Below are 20,430 nucleotides of genomic sequence, written 5' to 3' on the forward strand. Positions count from 1 at the left end.
AGCGCAGCGATAGCGGGCTTGATCAAAGTGGGTGTCGTAGCGAGGAGATACCGACACCGACTTCACCGGGGGGACCCGAAATGAGCTCCACCACCCATGCCCGCATCGCTCGTCGCCGCGCCGTGCGGGTTGCCGCCGCGGCCCTGACCGCGACCGCTGCCCTGTCACTGACCGCCTGCTCCGGCTCGGACGCCAACGCGGCGAAGCTGGCGGGTCAGTCCGGCGCGAGCGCGGGTTCGGTCGGTGCCGAGGGCGGCGCTTCGGGCTCGTCCGAGGCGCAGGGCACCGACAAGCAGGAGGGCAAGACGCAGCCGGGCTCCGGCGAGGCGAAGTCGGGTACCGGCGAGGCCAATTCCTCCCGTGCCCACGCGGGGAACGGTGGGGCGAAGGGTGGCGGCAAGAGCAGGTTCTGCCGCACCTCCGACCTGGTGATAGAGGCCGGCAACTCCTCGCATGACCAGAAGACGGGCGACATCACCATCCAGATGACCAGCAAGGCCGGCAGCACCTGCTCGGTGACCGGCTTCGCCGGCGTCGACTTGAAGGACGCCGATGGCACCTCCGCCCCTGTTCACCGCGGGCGTGAGGTGCCCCGTATCACCAACCTGAAGCCTGGTGACACCGCCACCTTCAGCATCTCGTACCAGGCCGACGTGAGTGGCGACAGCCAGACGAATCCGACCAACATCATCGTGACGCCGCCGAACGAGACCCACAGCGTGTCCCTGAAGTGGCCTGCGGACGCCCTGAAGTTGGGCGGCTCGTACGACGAGAGCATCAAGGTCCACCCGGTCGGCATCGCCAGCTGAACACCGCGCAGCCTCCCCGTGAGTGCCACGGGCGCGGCGTGATCAGCCGAACAGCCGGGAACCGAGCGGATGTTGACCGTCGAAGCCGGGGAGGATCAGAAACGTCGCGCTGGCGGTTGTGGTGGTGAAGGGCAACAGCGCGTCGGAGGTGTCCATGTGGGCGAGGGTGGCGGTGAAGGTCCGCAGGTCGTTCTGGAAGCTGACGAAGAGCAGGCCGGGGGTGGGCTCGTCGATGCTGTAGGAGCGGCGGAGCATGAGGCCGACCCCCACCACGGTGGCGTGCGCCCTGCGCGCATGGGCGTCCGCGGGGACGAGGTAGCGCCCGTCCGGTGTCTTGGCGCCGAGCTCCGGGCCCGAGTCGACGGTGCCACCGGAGAGCGGGACACCGCTGGCCCGGCGCCGTCCGAAGACCGCTTCCTGCTCGGCTACGGACAGCGCGGCGAACCGCGGCAGGTCGAGTTCCATGCGCCGCAGCACGGCAAGGGTGCCGCCGGCGACCGCGGGGGGACCGGCAAGCCACAGGTCGCGTCGCTGTTCGGCGGTCGTGTGCGGGCCCACGATGCCGTCGATGAAACCGAGCGGGTTGCGTGGCGCGGTGCGGCCGTTGCCGACCGGCACGTTGGTACCGCGGCGTCCGGACTGCCGCCAGCGTTCGCGGATGCGGTCACCGGCCTGGGCGAGGAGCGCGGCGGAGACGACCGGCAGGAGCAACGCGTCGCTGGCGCAGATCTGCATCAGCAGGTCACCGCCGCGTGCCTGCGGGGCGAAGCGCTCGCGGGAGAACCGCGGGAGGTCGGCCGCGCCGGGCAGCGAGGCGCCGGCCGTGCGCACCAGCCGGGGGCCCACGCCGACGGTCACGGTGAGGTCGCCCGGTGGCAGGCCCAGCAGCCGCGGGTCGGTCCCCGTGGTGAACGTGCGGATGGCCTGGCCGAGTTCGGCCAGTAGCGGGCCGGGAGCCACGGAGGCGCCGAGGTCGGCCACCACGGCGAGGAGATGGGGCTGAGCCGGTTGGGGAAGCGTGATGCCTGCCTGGTGCCGGCCCGTCGCCGCAACCGGCATGGGGGCGGCCGCGGGGGAAGGGGCGTGTGGGTCTGACGGGGTGGAGTGCGACGAGGTGCACCCGGCGGTCAGGCCGGCGGCCATCACGGCGCCGGTGACATCGAGGAACGTGCGGCGCGACGGGTGGCGGTCGGCTCGGTGCATGGTGTGCAGAGTGCCACACCCGAATCGCCCCTTCAGGTCAACTTCTGCATTCTGGCGGGGAATTGGGTGACATGCCAGACTGGGATCATGCCTCGATCAGCTCTTCGCGTGGGTGTGGCGGTACTGGGCGCACTGGCACTGGTGGCCGGCTGTAGTGGTGGCGACGGTGGATCGAGCGGGGGCCGGCGACCGGCCGGCGGGCAGGTGACGATCCGGGTGCCCGCCGATGCCCCGACGATCTCGGCCGCGGTGTCGTTGGCCCGGCCCGGTGACCTGGTGCTGGTGGCTCCGGGCGTGTACCACGAGTCGGTGAGGATCACCACGGCCCGCATCACCCTCCGCGGCGTCGCCCGGGAAAAGGTCGTCATCGACGGGCAGTTGCGGCAGCCGAACGGTGTGGTCGTCGCGGCACCCGGGGTGGCCGTGGAGAACCTGACCGTGCAGCGCAACACCCAGAACGGGGTCCTGGTCACCGGTTCGGCGAAGGTGGCCGCCGGGCTGCCGGGGCGTTCCGGGGGCTACGACACCGGCGACGAGCCCGCCACCTTCCTCAAGTCGTTCCTGGTCTCGTACGTGACCGCGACCCGGAACGGCCTGTACGGCATCTATGCGTTCTCCGCACAGAACGGCGTCATCGAGCACACCTACACGTCCGGCGGGGCCGACTCGGGGATCTACGTCGGGCAGTGCAAGCCGTGCCACATCGTGGTGCGGGACAATATCGCCGAACTCAACGCGGTGGGCTACGAGGGCACCAACGCCAGCGACGACATGTACGTGGTCGGCAACCGCTTCGTCGGCAACCGGGTCGGCCTCACCACCAACTCCGACCACCAGGAGAAGCTGCTGCCGCAGCGGGGCGCCGTGGTCGCCGGCAACCTGATCGCGGCCAACCAGCAGCAGGCCACCCCGGAGCAGGCGGACGGCGGATGGGGGATCGGCATCGGCATCGACGGCGGCAGCGACAACCGGTTCATCCGCAACCGCATCACCGACAACGCCAACGCCGGACTGGAGATCACCGCGAGGGCCGATATCCCTCCGGACGGCAACCAGATCGTGGACAACCTCTTCGCCGCCAACGGCCTCGACGTCGGTTGGACGTTCCCCGGCGCCACGCGCGGGAAGGGCAACTGCCTACGGGGCAACAAGCTGAGCACCACCGCGCCCGCCGAGCTCGCGGCGACCGCGCCCTGCCCGGCCGCCGCCAACTCGCCCACGCCGTCCGGCACATGGGCGGTGCCGAAGGCGCCCGGCGGCATCCCGTTCACCGACGTGGCCGCGCCGGGCCCACAGCCGCAGTTCCCGAAGGCCACCGCCACCGGCGCCACCACCGTGCCCGCCGTTCCGGCGCTACCGGACACCGCAAGCATCCCGCTGCCGACGAAGTCACTGCTCGCCGGCCACGCGCGGGTGCAGTCCTGAGCGCGACGCCCCGCCCCGCTCCGAACTGAGCGGCGGCTACGGCGTAGGGGCAACTCCCGACAGCGGTCGGACCGGTGCGTACTTCTGGGTGTCGAAGTCGATGACGACCGGCTGCGGTGCGGAGGCCACACCGGCCTGCATCCGGAACATGGTGCCGTCCGAGTCGATCCAGTAGCGCACGGTGCCCGACGTACCGGCGCCGGTGTGCGGCCCGAGCATGATGTCCACGCCATGGCCGCGCAACTGGCCCTCCCCCACCCAGGCCGCGCCGTTCTGCGGCAGCAACTCGGCGTTGTCCGGCCGGTTGCTGCCGAGCCGGAGCGCGATGGCCAGCGCACTGTCCAGCGCGCTGCCGGACGGTTGCGACGGACGCCCGTACCAGCCCGACCCGGGCGGCGATGCCGGTGCCACCGTCGGAGTGTGGGCCATGGGGTGGACGAGCACGGTGCCGGCCTTCCACTGGATCAGCCCGTCGCTGGACGTGTCGCGCCCGGTGCCGTGCACCACCCCGTAGCCGACCTTGGCGCGGTAGTCGACGGACCCGGTGACCAACAGCCCGCCGGACGCGCTCGGCACGCGGATCGTCACCGCGCGGCCGTGCGCCTCGTAGTTACGGAACCGCGTGATCGCCAGTCGGTTCACCTCGTCCGACGTCAGGGCGCGCGGACGGCTGGGGCCAGGGCCGCCGGCGACCAGGAACGCGGCCACCGCGACGGCCGCGGCGCCGATGACGGCTGTCACCCACCATGGCCGCAGCCATCGGCGCCGGACAGCCGCACCGCCTGGTTGAGCGCACTGGGTTCTCGCGTTCCGCACGCGGCTCGACGCTGACACTGTTCGACCTCACCCTCCCCAACACCACGCTACGGGACCGCAGTTGCAGCCCGGCGCCCCTCGACGGTCCCGTCACAGACGACACCGAGGCCGGCCCTCGCGGACCGGCCCCGACGCGATCTGCCCGAACGCGCCCTCCGGACCGCGGCCAGGCAGATCACTGTTGTCCGGCTCGTGCGTTCAGTGTTTCCGCGCGCGCTGCTTCCGGCTCATGAGCACGACTGCCAGGCCCGCACCCACCAACAGGCCAACGAGGGCGATCGCCCCCGGCAGCCCGGACATACCGGTGTGCGCCAGTGAGCCCGTAGCGCCGCCGGCCGGGGCCGGGTTGGCGGGCGGCGCGGGTGACGGTGGCGTGGCGGCCGGTGGCGACGTCGGGGAGGGCGTCGGGGTTGGTGTTGGCGTTGCCTTCGGGACGTACACCCCGGCGTCGATGGTGTGATCGACCCCTCCCGGCTTGTCCGGCGCCGTGACGGGTGCGTAGCCGTTGCACAACCTCCCGGTGGTCGGCGGGATCACATTGGAGTCATGAGCCCGGTCCCTACCGGCCAGCGGGCGCGTGAACCGCAGTTCGCTCGCCGGGGGGTGACCGGGCACCTTGCTGGTGTCCGCGGTACACACGTCGAACTGCACCGTGTACTTCGCACCAGGCGTGAGCTGGTACGCGGCGCCGACGCCACCGAAGTAGTACTCGCCGGCGGCATCGGTCCTGGTCGTGGCGACCTTCTTGCCGTCGGCGTCCAGCAGGTTGATCGTCGCCCCCGGCAGCAGCGGTTTGCCCGGGTCCTGGATGCCGTTGTGGTCGCCGTCGAACCACACGACGTTACCGATCTGGACCGGTGCGTTCGCCGCCGCGTACGCGATGTCACCGAGCCCGCCGGCCTTGCCGAACCCGTTCTGTTCCTGACCGATGAACTGGTAGGCGTTGGCGGCCGGATTGTTGCCCGGGCCCTGCCCCGTCGCGATGTCGTAGTAACCGGTCCCGGCGGTCTCGACGTTGACGGTCGGGTCGAACTCCGTGCTCACCACCCACTGTTGCTGCGGAATATAGGCCACCGAACCCAGCGCGGTCTCCTGGTGCCCGCCGGCGAAGAAGTCGCCCGGGAAGTATTCGACGACGCCATTGTCCTCGCCGTCGTCGTTGGCGGGGGTGGCGTGGTTGGGACAGTTTCCGGTGCCTTCCCAGGCGTAACCACCGGTGGGGCGGGTGCAGGCCATGGTGATGTCACCACCGGACATGCCGAGTTCCGGCGTGGCGTTCCCCGGGCGGGGATCCAGCCCCTTCGCACTGAGCACGTCCATGAACCGGTCGCGGAAACCCAGAACCATCGAACCGTCACGGCCGAAGGCGAGCGAGGCGAGTTCCGGCTGCGGATCGATGAAGGCGCCGCCGGACTTTCGCTCGTCCCATGTGGCCAGGGTGGTGTTCCACGGGTTCCAGTGGGTGGCCTGGTCGGCGTTGCCGGCACCGACAAAGACCGTGCCACGCTTGGCGGTTAGCGGATGGGCCAGCACCGTGGTGAACCGCTTGCCGTCGTAGGCGTAGACGACGGCCTTCAGGTCCGCGCGCCGCTGCGTGCTCTCCGCGTCGCACACGCCGCCGACGTACAGCGTGTTGTCGTGGACGGCGAGACCGAACGGCCGCCAGTCACCGGGGCTCGCGCACCCCGGGTCCGGAATCCGCACCGTCGCCTCGGGTGCCGAGGCGGTGGCGCCCGTCGCCCTGAAGCTCACCAGGCTGCGGGTCAGCAGGTTCACCGCGTACAGCGTGGAGCCGTCCTCCGACAGGGCCAGGCCACCGATGCTCTCCTTGCCCGGCGCGTTGGTGAAACCGGCATCCTTGATCATGTTGGTGGTGTCGTGCGGCGTCACCGCAGCGTCCGGCACCTGCGCGAACAGCTTCGGCGCACCCGCGTCGCTGACCGGCACCGTATAGATCGCGCCGGCGCCCTTGGGCCCGTACGGGGCGTACCGGCGGGCGAACGCGCCCTGGAACAGCCGGCTCCGGTACTTGTCGTACGCCAACCCGAACGTCGTGCCCACCTGGGCCTGCGTGTCCAGCGTGGTCGGGCACGACACGCCGGTAGGACACGTGCCGCGGGCCTTCGTCCCGAACGCCACCAACGCCCGGGTGTCGGTCCCGTTGGCGCCGTTTTGGACCGGTACGAAATACCGCGAGTCCGGCAGCGCGTAGTCGGCCGGATCCCACACCCCCGTCACCACCGAGGAGTTCTTCCCGCCCGACACCTCCACGAACGACGTGAAGCTGTCGAAGTGGTTCTCGGCCGTCGACGCAGGTGCCGCCCGCAGATAGCCGTTGTACGGCGCCGGGATGCTGACGTCGACGCGGTACCGGCCGCCGCTCAGTACCGTCGACGGCGACACCACGACCTTTCCCGTGGCGTCCGTGACACCGGCGACCTCGTGCCCGGCGGGGTCGGTGACCTTCACTTTCATGCCCCGCTGCGGCACGTCCATCGTCGCGTTGATCACGCCAGTTCCGAAGAAGTCGCGCAGCACCTCAACCGTCAGTGTGCCGTCGGCAGTTGAAGCGGCGGCCGGTCCGGCCGCCGCTCCCATGGTGCCGACCGCCAGTAAAAGCACGGATAACCCGATGCGCGCCAGCGGTTCCACGGGCCTGAAGGCCAACCGGCGCGAGTCTCTGCCGACTTGGTTCATCGCATCACACTCCACATTTCTCTCGTCGTGTCTCTCTCGTCGCGAAAACGCAGCGTCCACTTCTCGCTGTACGTTCACACGCCGGTCGCGAACGCCATGGAAGAGGAAAGCGAAAGGGGTTACTGGCGCGGCGCGGACTGTTGCGTGGGCCGCTCTGTGGTGATCGTTTGGGATAGTGCCGGCGGGTTGCGAGCACCGCAGGCACCAGGAAAAGCGAACGCCCGTTCGCGAACTCGGCCGAGCCTGCCCTGAGTTGGGATCCTTGCAGCTCAATCACGGTGCCCTCGCCCCCCACCACCGTCAATCTCGCCGACCGCCGGCGCGAGCAGCGCGCGACAGCCTAGCCGCTGAAGTCTCGCCGCAACCAGCAAACCCTGACATTCATCGGGAACCGCGAAGGCCCCCCGGGCGCCGAAGGAATCGCGACCGGAAGGAAAAATACGGCAGTGAATTGATGGCCGGATGAGGCGTCTGTGACGTGTGCGTCACGCAACGGCGTTGCGCCTCTCGGGACCGCTCAACGTTACCGCTCTGCGCCGACGTTGATGTCAGCCGTAGAGGTCGGCAACCGTCACGGACGGCCTCGATGGCATCGGCCCACGCGTGCGATACGTCTAGCATTCTCCGTCATGCAGGGAGGGTGGCTCCGGGATATTCTGATGACGGTCGTCAGGGTAGGGGAATCCATGGTCATTCCTGGTCAAGACCCTATGGTGACCGTGACTCCGACCAGGAGAGATTGCGATGATCGAGAATGAACCCGATGGTGAACCGGGTGGAGGGGCCGACGGAGAGCCCGGTGGGGATCCTGGTGGTGGCACCGAGGGGCCATCGAGTCCAGTTACGGAAATCGGCGGATCCGGCGATCCTTCCGCTCAAGTGACGGGCGGAGATGACGAACTGCTGGAAAGCCCTCAACCTTCTGTCACGACGGAAGCTGAACCGGCGGCGAGCGGCGGAATACCATTCGTGATCAGCCCCGATGCGTTCAATTTTGCACCCGACCCGGGCGGCGCCAATTGGCAGAGTACCGGCTGCGTGACTATCCAGTTCGCGTATGGTTCCCCGTTCCTGACGCCGATAAAATTCAAGGTCGGCGTCATCGTTGGAGCGCCGATCACACTGCGCGACGGACGCATACTCAGTGTTCGTGAGGCACAACTCGACTCGGCGAACGCGGCGCAGGCGGCAGCCACGATCATCAAGGAAATGCTCGACAGCGGAACCATCGACCCGTCCTCGGTCCAGCCGAGATTTGTGGGCTTCATGGGCGGGGCGATCCTGAGCACGGGGCTCGGCTATCGAGTCAATGGGTGCCGCCCTTCCTAGACGCGGCGATGCCCATGGAGTGGGCGTGGGTGCCTTCGGGCGTGCCGCGTTCCGGCAGGCGAGGCGGTGCCTGGCAGCGTGGGGGTGGCTCAATTGTCACTCTCCCCGTGATCCCTACCAACAAGTAGCGTGCCCCGTCACAAGGTTCGCCAGGCACGGGGGAGTGAGGGAGGAATCGCTGCGGTGCTCTATGCGTTCGTCAGGGCCGTGCTGTTGGTGCCGTTGTTCCGGTGGCTGTTCCGGCTGCGAGTCGAGGGGATGGAGCACATCCCGACGACGGGGCCGGCCGTCATCGCGGGAAACCACCTGTCGTTCTGTGATCAGTTCCTGACGGTGACGGTGACCCGGCGAAAGATCACCTACCTGTGCAAGAAGGAGTACTTCACCGGGCGGGGCCTCAAGGGCGCACTGACCCGCGGCTTCTTCCGCGGCTGCGGCCAGATCCCGGTGGACCGCTCGGGGAAGGAAGCGGGACAGGCCGGGGTCGAGGCGGGCCTGAAGGTGCTGCGCTCGGGCGAGTTGCTGGGCATCTTCCCCGAGGGGACGCGCTCGCACGACGGGCGGATGTACAAGGGCAAGGTCGGCGTGGCCATGATGGCGTTGGCATCGGGCGCGCCCGTGATCCCCTGCGCGGTGATCGGCACGTTCGAAGCGCAGCCAGCCGGGCGCCGGTTGCCCCGCCCGGCTCCGCTCACGATCCGCTTCGGAGCGCCACTCAACTTCTCCCGGTACGCGGGGATGGAGGAGTCCCGCGAGGTGCTCCGAGCGGTCACGGACGAGATCATGTACGCGATCATGAAGCTGTCGGAGCAGGAGTACATCGACAGGTACGCCGCGGAGGCGAAGGCCGAAGCGACGGCCGGAGCGACGGCCGGGGCGCGCCCGCAGGCGACGGCGGTGCGGGAGACCGACCCAACGGCGGAGCCCCGCAAGCCAGTCGCAGTCAACCACTCGAACTGACCTCGTCGGCCATTTCCGAAGCACCGGGCCCGTGAGCCCGCCCGCTTCAACCCGGCGTGGCGCGCCTCGCATTGCGCACGTCACCGCGCGCCACGCCGGAAATGTCTCCTCGCCGCCCGGCCCGCCGACCAGCCGGCCGGGGCTCAAAAGCGCCCTACTGGCGCCTGATTGCGCTCACTACGGTGCCGTGCGTGGCCAACTCATACACCGCGCTCTCGCGGCACTACGACCTCATCATGACCTCGGGCTACTACGACTATGGCGCCTACGCCCGCGCCCTCGCCGCCGAACTCGGCGACCACAGAGAAGTCCTCGAACTCGGCGTCGGCACCGGACTGGTCTGCGAAAGCCTGCTGGAGCTGGGGGGAGCCGGCCTGCGGCTCACCGGGATCGACCACACCGAAAGCATGCTCAGCCAGGCGCGGGACCGACTGGGAAACCGCGTCCGACTGGTCCGACAGGACATCGTGGAGATGACGACGCCGTCGGTCTTCGACGCCGCCTACTCCGTGGGCGGTGTCTGGTACGGGACCCAGGACCCGGAGGGCGGCGCACTGTGCAGCCACCTACTGGAGGAGGACGATGACGTCAGGGCGCTGAAGAACCTGGCCACCGCCATCCGGCCCGGCGGGCCGTTGCTGCTGGCCGTCCAGCAGGCCCACCGGAACTACCAACGCCCCCTGCCTGGCGGCCTGGTGTACGCCCAGGAGATCCGCTCCGAAGGCGACCGGTTCGTGAAGGACTACTTCGTCCGCAAGGAGGGCGAGGTCCTCGCGCACCAGCGCTGCGAGTTCCGTGCCTACCCGCGCGAGCGGGCCGACCGCCTGCTGGCGCACTGCGGATTCCGCTTCGCCCGCGCCACCGACGACGGGCTGCTGCGGCGATACGTACGGGAATAGGCACCATGGCGGTGCGGTAGGGCAGTTGAGCGCCGTGCGGCCCGGGGGGAGCCGGGCCGCACGGGTCAGACGGAAACCGAGGACAGGAGCCGGGAACATCGCGAGCCCCAAAGTCGTTACGGGGTCGCCGACTTGTCCGTGCGGGTGTCGTACGCCGCGCGGGCGTCGTCGATCCGGGTGAGGTGGGCGACGCTCCATTCGAGCAGGGGCAAGGTGGCCTCGCGCAGGGTGGCGCCCATCTCGGTGAGCTCGTAGCTGACGTGCGGCGGCATCACGTGGTGCACGGTGCGGGTCAGGATGCCGTCACGCTCCAGGTTGCGCAGCGTCACGGTGAGCATGCGCTGACTGACGCCGTCGATGGACCTCTTCAGTTCGGTGAAACGGCGCGGCCCGTTCCTGAGGTTGCGCACGACCAGTAGCGCCCACTTGTTGCCGACGATGTCGAGCACGACCCGGGTTCGGCAGGCGTCGTTGGGCTGCACCGCCGGCCGCGGACCGCCCTGTGCGTCGGCCTGCCCTCCGCCATCTCCCGTGTCCATCGCTACCTCCAGAGAACCGGGGCACCGAAAAGTGCCCTATTGCCTGCGCTGCGTCGCGTACACCACCATGTTCTTGGTACTGGAACAGTACCGGGGCACGAAGAGTGACCATCACGGCACCAGAGCCCCAGAGCCGCGAACTGCCGTACTGGGCACGGACGTTGGCCCCTGCTCCGTGCTGTTCCGCACTGCTCGCTCTGCCCCGTTCTGCCTTGGTGTGCTTCCGCTTCCGCTGCTGCGATGAAGGATTGATTCGCCCATGTCCACCTTTCTGTTGGTGCACGGTGCCTGGCACAGTGGGCGGTGTTGGGAACGGGTGGTGCCGCTGCTGGAGGCTGCCGGGCATCGGGCGTTCGCACCGTCCCTGACCGGCTACGGCGACAAGGTGCACCTGGTCGGTCCCGAGGTGGGGCTCGATACCCACGTCGACGATGTGGTCCGGCTGATCACCGAGGAGAACCTCAACGACGTCATCCTCGTCGGCCACAGCTACGCGGGACTGGTCATCTCCTCCGCCGCCAACCGGATTCCGGAACGCATCGCACACCTCGTCTACCTCGACGCGATGGTCCCGGAGGACGGCGAGTCCGCCGCCGACGTGCAACCCGCGGTACGGCACCTGATCGAGCTCGCCGAGACGTCCGAGAGCGGCTGGCGCGTTCCGCCGATGCCCGAACAGCCCGCGCCCCTCGGCCTGTTCGGGGTCACGGAGCCGGCGGACATCGCCTGGTTGCGCGGGATGCTCTCGGATCAGCCGGTGCGCTGTCTGCAACAACCGGTGCGGCTCGACAACCCGGCCGTGAACGCGATCCCACGCACCCATATCCACAATGTCGGCGCCACCCCGGCGGGCATCCCCCGCCGCCCCGTCCCCGCGACCCAACCCAACGGCGCCCCCGCGCAGGTCTGGGAGCTACCTACCGGCCACGACTGCATGATCACCATGCCGACCGAGCTCAGCGAACTGCTCCTCAGGCTCGCCTAAATCACCCAGATCGTGCCTGATCCCCCAGTAGTGGCACGCCTCACGCTGGTCGCAACGCAACGCAACGCCACCGTACCCCGGAGCAGAATGTGCCGGATCGTCATGGCAGGTCGTCCCGTCACCTGGTCAATTCCGGGTCATGAGATGGACAGTTGGCTTACCCCTCGCCCCCGTACTCAGCCCGAGGAGGACGCCATGGCCCCCCATCAGGTCTCCACCACCGACTACCACACCGCCGGTGAACCCTTCCGCATCGTTCCCGAACCGCCGGTCGCCATCGAAGGCACCACCGTCGCCGAGCGCCGGATGTTCGCCCTCAACAACCCCGAGGTGGACAACCTGCGCAAGCTGCTGTGTTGCGAACCGCGCGGACACGCCGACATGTACGGCGGTTTCGTCACCCAACCCGACGACGAGGTAGCCCACTTCGGGGTGCTGTTCTGGCACAAGGACGGCTTCTCGACCGCCTGCGGTCACGGATCCATCGCACTCGCGGCCTGGGCCGTGCAGACCGGACGCGTCGCCCGCGACCCCACCGGTGTCACCACCGTCGTCATCGACGTCCCCTCGGGCCGGGTCACCCTGCGCGTGCGCTCCGACGGCGAACGCATCACCGGCGTCGACTTCCTCAACGTCCCCAGCTACCGGCTGGCCGAACGCGTCACCGTCGCCACCTCCCGCGGAGACGTCGTCGTCGACATCGGCTACGGCGGCGCCATCTACGCCCAACTGAACGTCGCCGGCCTCGGGTTGGCCATCACGCCCGCCCACTACACCGACCTCATCGCCCTCGGACGCGAGGTGAAGTGGGCGCTCAACGACACCGAGCATGCGCGGCACCCCGTCGACGACCGCCTCAGCGGCATCTACGGCACCATCCTCTACGCCGATCTCGGCTGTGACGAGAACGGCAACCCGCATCAGCGCAACGTCACCGTCTTCGCCGACGGCCAGGTCGACCGGTCCCCGTGCGGCTCCGGTACCTGCGCACGCGTCGCGTCACTCGCGGCTGCCGGCCGTCTCACGCCTGAGCAGACCCTGGTCCACGACTCGATCGTGGGCACCCGCTTCCACGCGCGGATCGCCGGGCAGCTGATGTCCGACGGGTACCCCGCCGTCGTCCCGCAGGTCGCGGGGACGGCGTACCGGACCGGCGAGCACCGCTTCGAGCTCGACCCCGCAGACGGCCTGGGCACCGGCTTCGTACTGCGGTGACTGTGCTGGTGACTGGCCGAGCAGGTGCAGGTGCCTCAAGGGCTCGTGCACGTCTGCGTGTTGGACTTGCCACCCTCCGGACGGTGGAGTCTGATGCGGGCTTCCTGGGGTCTGGTGCCACCGGAGAGGGCGACGGCGTCGGCGGTGGTGCAGACGAGTTGGCGAAGGGCGGTGGGGTTGGTCGTCCAGTGCGGCGGGACGTAGACGTCGGCCAGGTTGGGTTCGCGGGTGACGGCGGCCGGTGCGGGGGTGCCTGGCGGGATGAAGCTGATCAGGCCGCGGCTGCGCTCGGCCGGGTCGGGGCCCGCCACCAGTCGGTCCATGGCGGCCTGGAGGGTGTCTGGGCCGCGGTAGGGGCGGGAGACGCGTTCGAGGCCGAGAGGGGAGGAGAAGAAGACGTGCACTGCGGCGGCCGGGTGGCCGCCCGGCGCGGGGAGCCCGGAGGCGGGGGCCCCGGCGTGGAGGGGGCCGGTGTTGTCGATGCCGCAGGCGGTGAGGGCCGACGCCAGGCAGAGGGCGGCCAGTGCCCCCGATGTTGTGCGGGGCTTCATGCCGGTTCCTGGGGCAGGGTGAGGGTGAACACCGCGCCTCCGCCTGGTGCGTTGGCGGCGGTGAGGGTGCCGCCGTGCAGACGGGCGTTCTCCGCGGCGATGGCCAGGCCGAGGCCGCTGCCCTCGCTGCGGGTGCGGGCCGCGTCCCCCTTGGTGAAGCGGTCGAAGACGTGCGGTAGGACGTCCTTGGGGATGCCTGGACCGCCGTCGGTGACGGTGAGAACCAGCCGGTCGTCCGCGGCCCGGGCCCGTACGTCGACCGGTGCGGACGCGCCGCCGTGCCGCAGGGCGTTGCCGATGAGGTTGGCGAGGATGACGTCGACGCGCCGGGGATCGAGGCGGGCGCGCAGCCCGTGCGGGACGTCCAAGGCGACCCGGTCTTGCCAGTGTCGCAACGCGAGTGTCTTGCGGACGAGTTCGCCGACGTCGATCTCGTCCAGGTCCAGGACGGCGGCGCCCGCGTCGAAGCGGGAGATCTCCATGAGGTCCTCGACCATGCGGACCAGCTTGTTGGTCTCGCCGGCGACCAGTTCCAACGCCTCGGAGGTTTCCGGATCCAGGCGCCCGGAGGCCGCGTCCTTGTCCAGAATCCCGGTCACGGCGGTCATCGCGGCGAGCGGCGTGCGCAGTTCGTGGGAGACGTCCGAGGCGAAGCGGCGCGCCCTGGTTTCCATGGCCCGCAGCGTGGTGGCGTCGGCCTGGAGGGTGGTGGCCATGGTGTTGAACGTGCGGCCGAGGTCGGCGAGTTCGTCGTTTCCAGTGACATGAATGCGGGTGTCGAGGGCGCCCTTGGACATGTTCTCGGCGGCCGTGCGCAGTTGCCGTACGGGACGGAGGACGCGGCGGGCCGCGAGCAGCGCCGGGATGATCGACAGCACGACCACGGGCAGTGCGCCGGCCCGCGCGGCGGAGACCAGGGCGGCGACGTCCTGCTCCTCGTGGGCGAGGGAGAAGGAGGCGTAGACGACCAGTCCGGACGGTTCGGACGGTTGGCCTGCGCGGGTGACTGGCAGGGCCACCGCCAGCCAGGGCTCCCCACCGTGGTGGAAGCGTTGGACGACGGCGGTGCGCGCCGAGGCGGCGTGGGTGCGCAGTCCTCCAGGCAGGACGGGGGTGGTGCTCGCGGCGGAGACGAGGGCGCCGTCGCGGTAGGCGGCCGCGGTGCGCCAGCCGCGGGAGCCGCCGGCCCGGTCGACCTGGAGCGCGAGGGTGCGCAGGTCCGTCGCGGTGGGCGCGTACGGCAAGTCGGGGGCGAGCGAGCCCACTTGGGCGCGCAGGTCGTGCACGGCGCCGTCCCGGGCGCGGTCCAGGATGGCGGAGCGTGCCTGGCGGAAGGTGAGGGCGGCGGCGCACAGCGCGCTCAGCGCGGAGACCAGGAGGAAGGCGACGACGAGCCGGGTGCGCAGACCCTGCGGCAGGCGGCAAAACCGCACACGGCGGCGGCTCACAGCGGCCCGAAGCGGTAGCCGAAGCCGCGCACGGTCTGGACGTAGCGCGGGCTGCGCTGATCGTCCTCGATCTTGGCGCGCAGTCGCTTCACACAGGCGTCGACGAGCCGCGCGTCGGCGTAGTAGCTGTGTTCCCAGACCTGTTCGAGGAGCTGCTGGCGGCTGTACGTTCGGCCGGGAGACGCGGAGAGGAAGAGCAGCAGCTTCAGTTCGGACGGGGCGAGCGTGAGCTCCTCGCCGCGCTTGTGCACGCGCATCGAGACGCCGTCGATCTCCAGGTCGCCCTGGACCAGGAGTTGGTCGCGGGCGTCGCCGTCGGGCTGCGCGGGGGCGACGCGGCGCAGCACCGAGCGCATCCGCGCCTCGATGACCTCCCCGCTCGCGGGTTTGATGATGTAGTCGTCGGCGCCGGCCTCCAGCCCCACCACGACGTCGATGTCATCGCCCCGGGCGGAGAGGATCACGATGGGCAGTTGACTGGTCTCACGGATCCGGCGGCACACCTCCAACCCGCTCATGCCAGGCAGCATCAGGTCGAGCAGCACGATGTCCGGCGCGAACGGTTCGAGCGACTCCAGGCCGTCCTCGCCGGTGGCCACCGCCTCCGTGTCGTGGCCGCTGCGGCGCAGTCCCAGTTCGACGCCGCGGCGCACGGCGGGATCGTCCTCGATCAGCAGGACGCGTGTCATGGACTGGTCCTCTCCTTTCGCTCGTTGACGCATCCGCTCTCCCCGAGCAGCTGACAACGGGGCATAGTCGGCGGATTTACGGCGAAGATACACAGACGGTGCAGGGGGCGCCCGGAGTTCGGGGCCTCAGTGACCCGCGCGCGGCGCCCCTACCGGAACGGCCGCGCCGGTCTCATCGCAGGTGACCGTCCACGGCTCCCCGGGCAGCCCGGACTCATGGACCTGCACGAGGACGTCCGTGGGCGGCCTCCCACCCGGAACGCCCGGCGCCGCGGCCGCCGTGCACACCAACTGGTTCACCGCCACCCGGTCCAACTCCGATACCAGCCACGGCAGTTGCAGCGTCACGGTCCCGGGCGACGTCGCCTCGGCCCGGACGCGATGGGTGCCGGCCGGCAGCGCCGTGCTGAGCCCGCGCTCCCGCTCGTCACGGGTCGGCCCGGCCAACAACTCATCCAGCGCCCACTGCGGACCGGCGCCGGCCGGTGCGGCGCGGGCGACGGGCCAGGTGCCGTTCCGGGCGGCGAAGAACGCCCGCACCCAGTGGTCGGCCTTGGCGGCACGCCCCCCTGGGGCCGGCGCGCCGGCCGCCTCCGGCCCGGTATCGGGGACACCGCAGCCGGCGAGCACCGAGGCGACGAGCAGCGCGGTCCCGACGGCGCCGACCGGCCGCGCGCCAAGCCGGGACGGCGCCTTCCGCGCTGCCGCGCCCCACCAAGCCACGCCGGCCCCGCACTTCTCGTACGCCACCTTCGTCCCATTCACCGGCCATGCCCCCTTCCTCCTGGACGCGCCCAGTCTCCCCGCCGGCCGTCCGGGCGCCGGGCACCTTTGCCTCACGGCGCCGTCAACCGCCCGACATCCACCGTCCCCGCGCCCGGGTTCGGTTGCGGAACGGCCGCCCAGACACCGACCGCCACGCCGACGGCGGCGACGACCGCGAACAGCCCCCGACGCCCGGTCGCCCATCGCACCCGGAACCGGACCGGGTCCTCCACCCACACCTTCGTCAGCCAGGCGGCCAACAGCGACACACCGATGGCGAAGGCGGTGCGCCCCCACCCGCCGACCCCCAACACCGTCTGCGGCAACAGCAGATACACCGGCCAGTGCCACAGATACAGGCTGTACGACAGTTCCCCGAGACGGCGCGGTACGGCACTGCCGGCCAGCCGACCCGCGCGTCCGTCCGGTGTCTGAGCGAGCAGCGCGATCAACAGCGCGGCCGCCAGGGAGTGCACGAACAACCCGCCCCGGAAGAGCCCCGGCGCGTTCTGACCATCCGTCAACACCCACGCCGCGCCGATGCCGCACACCAACCCCGCGCACACCCCGTCCGCGACACGCCGGGGTATACGGGCCACCAGGTTCCGGACCGGCGCCGTGGCCGCCAGCGCCCCCAACAGCAGGGAGAACGCCCGGGTATCGGTGCCCTCGTACGCCCGCGTCGTGTCCACCGCACCGCCGAGGCGCAGCATCAGCGCGAGCGACACCAGCGCCCCGACGCCCGCGAGAACCGCGACCCGCCGGTGCCCGCCCCGCCCCCGCCCCGCGCACGCCACCACCAGCGGCCAGACCAGATAGAACTGCCACTCGACGCCGATGCTCCACAGGTGCGCGAAGACGCGGGAGCCGGAGGCGTTCCAGTACCCGATCTGCTCGACGATGAAGTGCCAGTTCGCCGCCTGGGCCGCCACCCACGGCGCGTCTTCGAGGGCGAAGAGCAGGGTGGACGGCGACCCGAACGCCCAGGTGAGCAGCAGGGTGCCGACCCCGACGACGGCGAGCGCGGGCAGCAACCGCCGCGCCCGCCGCCCCCAGAACGCCACCAGACCGACCCGGCCCCGATCCGCCGCCTCGCGCAGCAGCAACCCCGTGATCAGGAAGCCAGACAGCACGAAGAACAGATCGACACCGAGGAAGCCGCCGCCGAGGTGCCCGGCGTGAAAGAGGAGCACGGCGAACACGGCCAGCCCGCGCAGCCCGTCGAGCGGGGCGATATGGGTGGCCCGGGAACGCCCGGCAGCGGACCCGCGGCGCGGACGACGGTGCGAGCCCGGCACGATCGCGGACGCGGACGCGGGCGGGGGTGGGGACGGGTGCGGGGGCTGAGGCGAAGTCGATGACGACATGAGGGTCCAGGGCGAGTGCGGGAGGGAGGAGGGATCAGGCGTTGCGCGGCCCGACTCAGCGGCAGCCGAGCTTGCCGTATCGCTCGTTGCCGGTCCACGAGCCGTTCGCCCACTTCTCCGGGGCGGCCGGCGTGAAGTCGTAGACCTTGCCGAGCTGGTCCGTGAACCACTTGGCGAACGCGGCCGAACCCTGCTGGCACGAGTGGATACCGTCGGACGCCCGCAGGGCCTTCCCGCCCTTGGCGTCGGTACCCCACAGCGCGGAGGCGTCCAGGAACCGGACCTTGCCGCCGCTGCGGTCGGCGACCTCCTTGGCCGCCTTCGGCGCGCTGGCGATCGCACCCTCGTACTTCTTGTAGAAGTCGTCGATCTTGAACGGCGGGGCCGAGACGATCACCAACTCGGCGCCCGCCTGCTCTGCGGTCTTCGCCAGCTTCTCGTACGAGGCCCGCTGCTGGTCCTGGGTGCCCCAGTCGTAGGTGGTGATCTGGTAAGCGATCACGTCCGGATGGAACTCCCCGACGTTCTTCGCCACGTCCTTCCAGGTGTCCGCCGCGATCGGCGCGGCCATCTTGTCGCCCTCGACGACCGTGCCGCCCCCGTCGGACGCCGCGTTCCTGAACGCCACGCCGCTCGCCTTGAGCGCGGCCTCCAGCGGCGGCGCCTCGGCACCGGCAATGGAGTCCCCCATCCACAGCACCTTCTTGCTCTTCTGCGCCGCCTCGGTGGCATCCGCCTTCCCGGCACCGTCCCCACCGCCGGACTTCCCACAACCGGTCAACGCGACACCCGTCACAGCCGTGACGGCGACGAGGGCGGCCAGCATCCCCCGCCGCCGGCCGGGACGCCGACCGTGACTGGAGCTCTGCTTCTGGCCGTGACCGTGACCGTGACTGTGGCTGTGGTTGTGACCGTGATGGTGACTGTGCGGGGAGTGGTGGGCGCGCGGGGACCGGTGAATGTGCTGATCGCCGTCGACGTGATCGTTCTGGCGCGCGGCGAAGCCGTTGTCGTTGTTCATGCGCCCAGACAAACAGCGCCCGGAGCCGCTCAGCCCGGCGGTCACCTTCCGGTCACATAACGGGAAAGGGGCAGTCATACGCGAGGCCGCCGTGCACCAGCCACGCCACCGGCTCACTGCCGTCATAAGAACCGCCCCGCCGCTGCTTCGGCAGGGGCGGGGCGGTGCGTCGTTCAGCTGGAGGCCGGGCGGTCAGGTACGGAGTCCGCCCAGTCGGTGAGCAGTTGCTCGTACTCGGCTTGTTCCTCCGGGGACAGTGCCCGGCCGGCACGGGCGGCCATGAACGCGCGTATCCGCTCGTTGGCCTCGGAGGCGGCGTCTGGGACGGAATGGGGCGCCATGTCCCAGATGGTATAGCCATGACGTTCTGCGGCCATTGCCACACTTAGCTGGCCTTTACAGGACATGGCCCTGGTCCTCCTTCCGCACACCTGTCGAAGGCCGGTCGGCGAGGCGCCGGGGCGTCCACGCCGTGGTCGTCACGATCCACGAAACGGCCGTTCGCCCCGTCGCTACTGCTGCGCCCACTGCTCCCTGGTGATCTCGTACCGCACGCCGCCACGCTCGGCGCCCTCGACGCGCTCCATGTCGGCGGGGATAGGGATGGTGCCCACGAGCGTCATGTCGAGCTTCTCCATGACATTGCGCGAACCGTGGTTCACGGACATCGTCTCGGCCCAGACCATGCGCACCCCGAGCTCCGCGAACGCCTTGCCCAACAAGGCCCGCGAGCCCTCGGTGGCATAGCCCCTGCCCCAAGCCGCCTGCCGCAGCCGGTAGCCGAGTTCGACTTCGTCCAGCGGGCCCGCCGGCTCGGGACGCAGGATGAACCAGCCGATGAACGCGCCGCCGTCCTTCTCGTGCGCGGCGAACAGCCCGAGGTCGCCGCCCCACTTCTCGTAGCCGGCAAGGATGTTCGGCAGGTAGCGCTCGCGGACGCGCTCCGGCGCGGTCGGAACGCCGCCCGTCAGGTAGCGCATCACCGCCGGGTCGCTGTCCAACTCGATCAGCAGGTCCGCGTCGTCGGCCGTGAAGCGACGCAGGACGAGGCGCTCGGTCTCCAAGTAGGTGTCCACGAGCCGATCGTGCCCGAGGCGAGTCGGCCAGCCCAACGGTTTTCCTCGGCTCCTCGGGACGTTGCATGACGCTGCCCTCAGGGCTGGCCAGCACTGGAGTTGGCACTCCAAACTAGCCGTCCGCCCAACGCGCGCTATCGGCCAAGCCCGGTGAGCTGTTCGGAATGAACGCGGGCGTGGTCCCGGGCCGGGCAAGTCCACGTCCAGTCCGCCCACTTCGTCGACGCCATGCCGTTCATGCCCGACTACATCGCCGAGCGCCCGCAGATCATCCACGTCAGCGACGCCCCCGACGGCGGCTGGGGCCCGATGGCCGAACTCACCCTGAGGAGCGCATCATGACCTACCACGTACTGGCACGGTTCGACGTACCGGCGGAGCGGCGCGAGGATTTCATCACCGCCGCCCTCCACGACGCCCAGGCATCCCTGGCCAACGAGCAAGGCACCCTCCGCTTCGAGGCCATCCACGACGAGAGCGACCCGAACCGCTTCTACCTCGGCGAGGTCTACACCGACTCCTCGGCGTTCGACGCCCAAGGCCAGGGCGAGGTCATGAAGAAGTTCTTCGAACTCGTCCCCTACGCCACGGTCCAGGTCCTGTTCAAGGGCGAACACATCGCCCCCCGACCGACCT

The 20,430-nt window shown here is 70.1% G+C and carries 19 protein-coding genes and 1 pseudogene; 8 read left to right on the forward strand and 12 right to left on the reverse strand.

Annotated features, from left to right (window positions below; genetic code table 11):
* The first annotated feature begins 80 nt into the window (after positions 1-80).
* Positions 81-809 (forward strand): DUF4232 domain-containing protein, encoded by a 729-nt coding sequence (locus ACFVFQ_RS01790; RefSeq protein ID WP_383406831.1) that lies wholly within the window; start codon positions 81-83, stop codon positions 807-809.
* Positions 810-851: 42 nt separating this feature from the next.
* Here ACFVFQ_RS01790 and ACFVFQ_RS01795 read toward each other — a convergent pair whose 3' ends face one another.
* Entirely contained in the window at positions 852-2,012 is a 1,161-nt protein-coding gene (locus ACFVFQ_RS01795; RefSeq protein ID WP_383406834.1) for a Dyp-type peroxidase, read from the reverse strand.
* A gap of 87 nt (positions 2,013-2,099) precedes the next feature.
* On the opposite strand from ACFVFQ_RS01795, the gene ACFVFQ_RS01800 reads away from it, so the two are divergent.
* The gene (locus tag ACFVFQ_RS01800) at positions 2,100-3,437 is read left to right on the forward strand and encodes a right-handed parallel beta-helix repeat-containing protein (protein WP_383406841.1); all 1,338 of its coding nucleotides are present in this window, start codon (positions 2,100-2,102) and stop codon (positions 3,435-3,437) included.
* 36 nt (positions 3,438-3,473) lie between these two features.
* Here the strand turns inward: ACFVFQ_RS01800 and ACFVFQ_RS01805 are convergent, their stop codons facing one another.
* Positions 3,474-4,178, reverse strand: coding sequence for a hypothetical protein (locus ACFVFQ_RS01805; RefSeq protein ID WP_383406847.1), 705 nt, complete (start codon positions 4,176-4,178; stop codon positions 3,474-3,476).
* Positions 4,179-4,451: 273 nt separating this feature from the next.
* On the reverse strand, positions 4,452-6,851 hold the full coding sequence (locus tag ACFVFQ_RS01810; RefSeq protein WP_383407022.1) for an SdrD B-like domain-containing protein: 2,400 nt from the start codon (positions 6,849-6,851) through the stop codon (positions 4,452-4,454).
* An 843-nt stretch (positions 6,852-7,694) separates the two neighbouring features.
* Here ACFVFQ_RS01810 and ACFVFQ_RS01815 point away from each other — a divergent pair.
* From ACFVFQ_RS01815 to ACFVFQ_RS01825, 3 genes are all read left to right on the forward strand, one after another.
* Positions 7,695-8,279, forward strand: a complete 585-nt coding sequence (locus ACFVFQ_RS01815) for a hypothetical protein (protein WP_383406852.1) — start codon at positions 7,695-7,697, stop codon at positions 8,277-8,279.
* Positions 8,280-8,462: 183 nt separating this feature from the next.
* A complete protein-coding gene (locus ACFVFQ_RS01820) occupies positions 8,463-9,239 on the forward strand; it encodes a lysophospholipid acyltransferase family protein (protein ID WP_383406855.1) in 777 nt (258 codons plus the stop codon).
* A gap of 191 nt (positions 9,240-9,430) precedes the next feature.
* Positions 9,431-10,138: a class I SAM-dependent methyltransferase gene (locus tag ACFVFQ_RS01825; protein ID WP_383406858.1), complete on the forward strand. Its 708-nt coding sequence runs from the start codon at positions 9,431-9,433 to the stop codon at positions 10,136-10,138.
* A 116-nt stretch (positions 10,139-10,254) separates the two neighbouring features.
* Here ACFVFQ_RS01825 and ACFVFQ_RS01830 read toward each other — a convergent pair whose 3' ends face one another.
* Positions 10,255-10,677 carry a winged helix-turn-helix transcriptional regulator gene (locus ACFVFQ_RS01830; RefSeq protein WP_383406863.1) on the reverse strand — a complete coding sequence of 141 codons (423 nt, stop codon included), beginning with the start codon at positions 10,675-10,677 and terminating at the stop codon, positions 10,255-10,257.
* A gap of 259 nt (positions 10,678-10,936) precedes the next feature.
* Here ACFVFQ_RS01830 and ACFVFQ_RS01835 point away from each other — a divergent pair, with 259 nt between their 5' ends.
* Together ACFVFQ_RS01835 and ACFVFQ_RS01840 are read left to right on the forward strand one after the other, a co-directional pair.
* The gene (locus tag ACFVFQ_RS01835; RefSeq protein WP_383406870.1) at positions 10,937-11,662 is read left to right on the forward strand and encodes an alpha/beta fold hydrolase; all 726 of its coding nucleotides are present in this window, start codon (positions 10,937-10,939) and stop codon (positions 11,660-11,662) included.
* A gap of 195 nt (positions 11,663-11,857) precedes the next feature.
* Positions 11,858-12,877, forward strand: coding sequence for a proline racemase family protein (locus tag ACFVFQ_RS01840; RefSeq protein WP_383406873.1), 1,020 nt, complete (start codon positions 11,858-11,860; stop codon positions 12,875-12,877).
* A gap of 35 nt (positions 12,878-12,912) precedes the next feature.
* Here ACFVFQ_RS01840 and ACFVFQ_RS01845 read toward each other — a convergent pair whose 3' ends face one another.
* The 8 genes from ACFVFQ_RS01845 to ACFVFQ_RS01880 form a co-directional block, all read right to left on the reverse strand.
* Positions 12,913-13,428 (reverse strand): hypothetical protein, encoded by a 516-nt coding sequence (locus ACFVFQ_RS01845; RefSeq protein ID WP_383406876.1) that lies wholly within the window; start codon positions 13,426-13,428, stop codon positions 12,913-12,915.
* Positions 13,425-14,876 (reverse strand): ATP-binding protein, encoded by a 1,452-nt coding sequence (locus tag ACFVFQ_RS01850; RefSeq protein WP_383406879.1) that lies wholly within the window; start codon positions 14,874-14,876, stop codon positions 13,425-13,427. The genes ACFVFQ_RS01845 and ACFVFQ_RS01850 overlap by 4 nt, the downstream gene beginning before the upstream one ends.
* Positions 14,873-15,565, reverse strand: a complete 693-nt coding sequence (locus ACFVFQ_RS01855) for a response regulator (protein WP_383406882.1) — start codon at positions 15,563-15,565, stop codon at positions 14,873-14,875. The genes ACFVFQ_RS01850 and ACFVFQ_RS01855 overlap by 4 nt, the downstream gene beginning before the upstream one ends.
* 126 nt (positions 15,566-15,691) lie before the next feature.
* The gene (locus ACFVFQ_RS01860; RefSeq protein WP_383406885.1) at positions 15,692-16,330 is read right to left on the reverse strand and encodes a GerMN domain-containing protein; all 639 of its coding nucleotides are present in this window, start codon (positions 16,328-16,330) and stop codon (positions 15,692-15,694) included.
* Positions 16,331-16,401: 71 nt separating this feature from the next.
* Positions 16,402-17,697 carry an acyltransferase family protein gene (locus ACFVFQ_RS01865; protein WP_383406888.1) on the reverse strand — a complete coding sequence of 432 codons (1,296 nt, stop codon included), beginning with the start codon at positions 17,695-17,697 and terminating at the stop codon, positions 16,402-16,404.
* 55 nt (positions 17,698-17,752) lie between these two features.
* A complete protein-coding gene (locus tag ACFVFQ_RS01870; protein ID WP_383407025.1) occupies positions 17,753-18,523 on the reverse strand; it encodes an SGNH/GDSL hydrolase family protein in 771 nt (256 codons plus the stop codon).
* Positions 18,524-18,891: 368 nt separating this feature from the next.
* Positions 18,892-19,059 (reverse strand): hypothetical protein, encoded by a 168-nt coding sequence (locus ACFVFQ_RS01875; protein ID WP_383406890.1) that lies wholly within the window; start codon positions 19,057-19,059, stop codon positions 18,892-18,894.
* Positions 19,060-19,230: 171 nt separating this feature from the next.
* Positions 19,231-19,794, reverse strand: a complete 564-nt coding sequence (locus ACFVFQ_RS01880; RefSeq protein ID WP_383406893.1) for a GNAT family N-acetyltransferase — start codon at positions 19,792-19,794, stop codon at positions 19,231-19,233.
* 338 nt (positions 19,795-20,132) lie between these two features.
* On the opposite strand from ACFVFQ_RS01880, the pseudogene ACFVFQ_RS01885 reads away from it, so the two are divergent.
* A pseudogene (locus tag ACFVFQ_RS01885) lies at positions 20,133-20,354 on the forward strand (putative quinol monooxygenase); the annotation flags it as partial.
* Positions 20,355-20,430 lie beyond the last annotated feature (76 nt).

It is taken from the genome of Streptomyces sp. NPDC057743, assembly GCF_042798755.1.
Classification (GTDB): Bacteria; Actinomycetota; Actinomycetes; order Streptomycetales; family Streptomycetaceae; genus Streptomyces.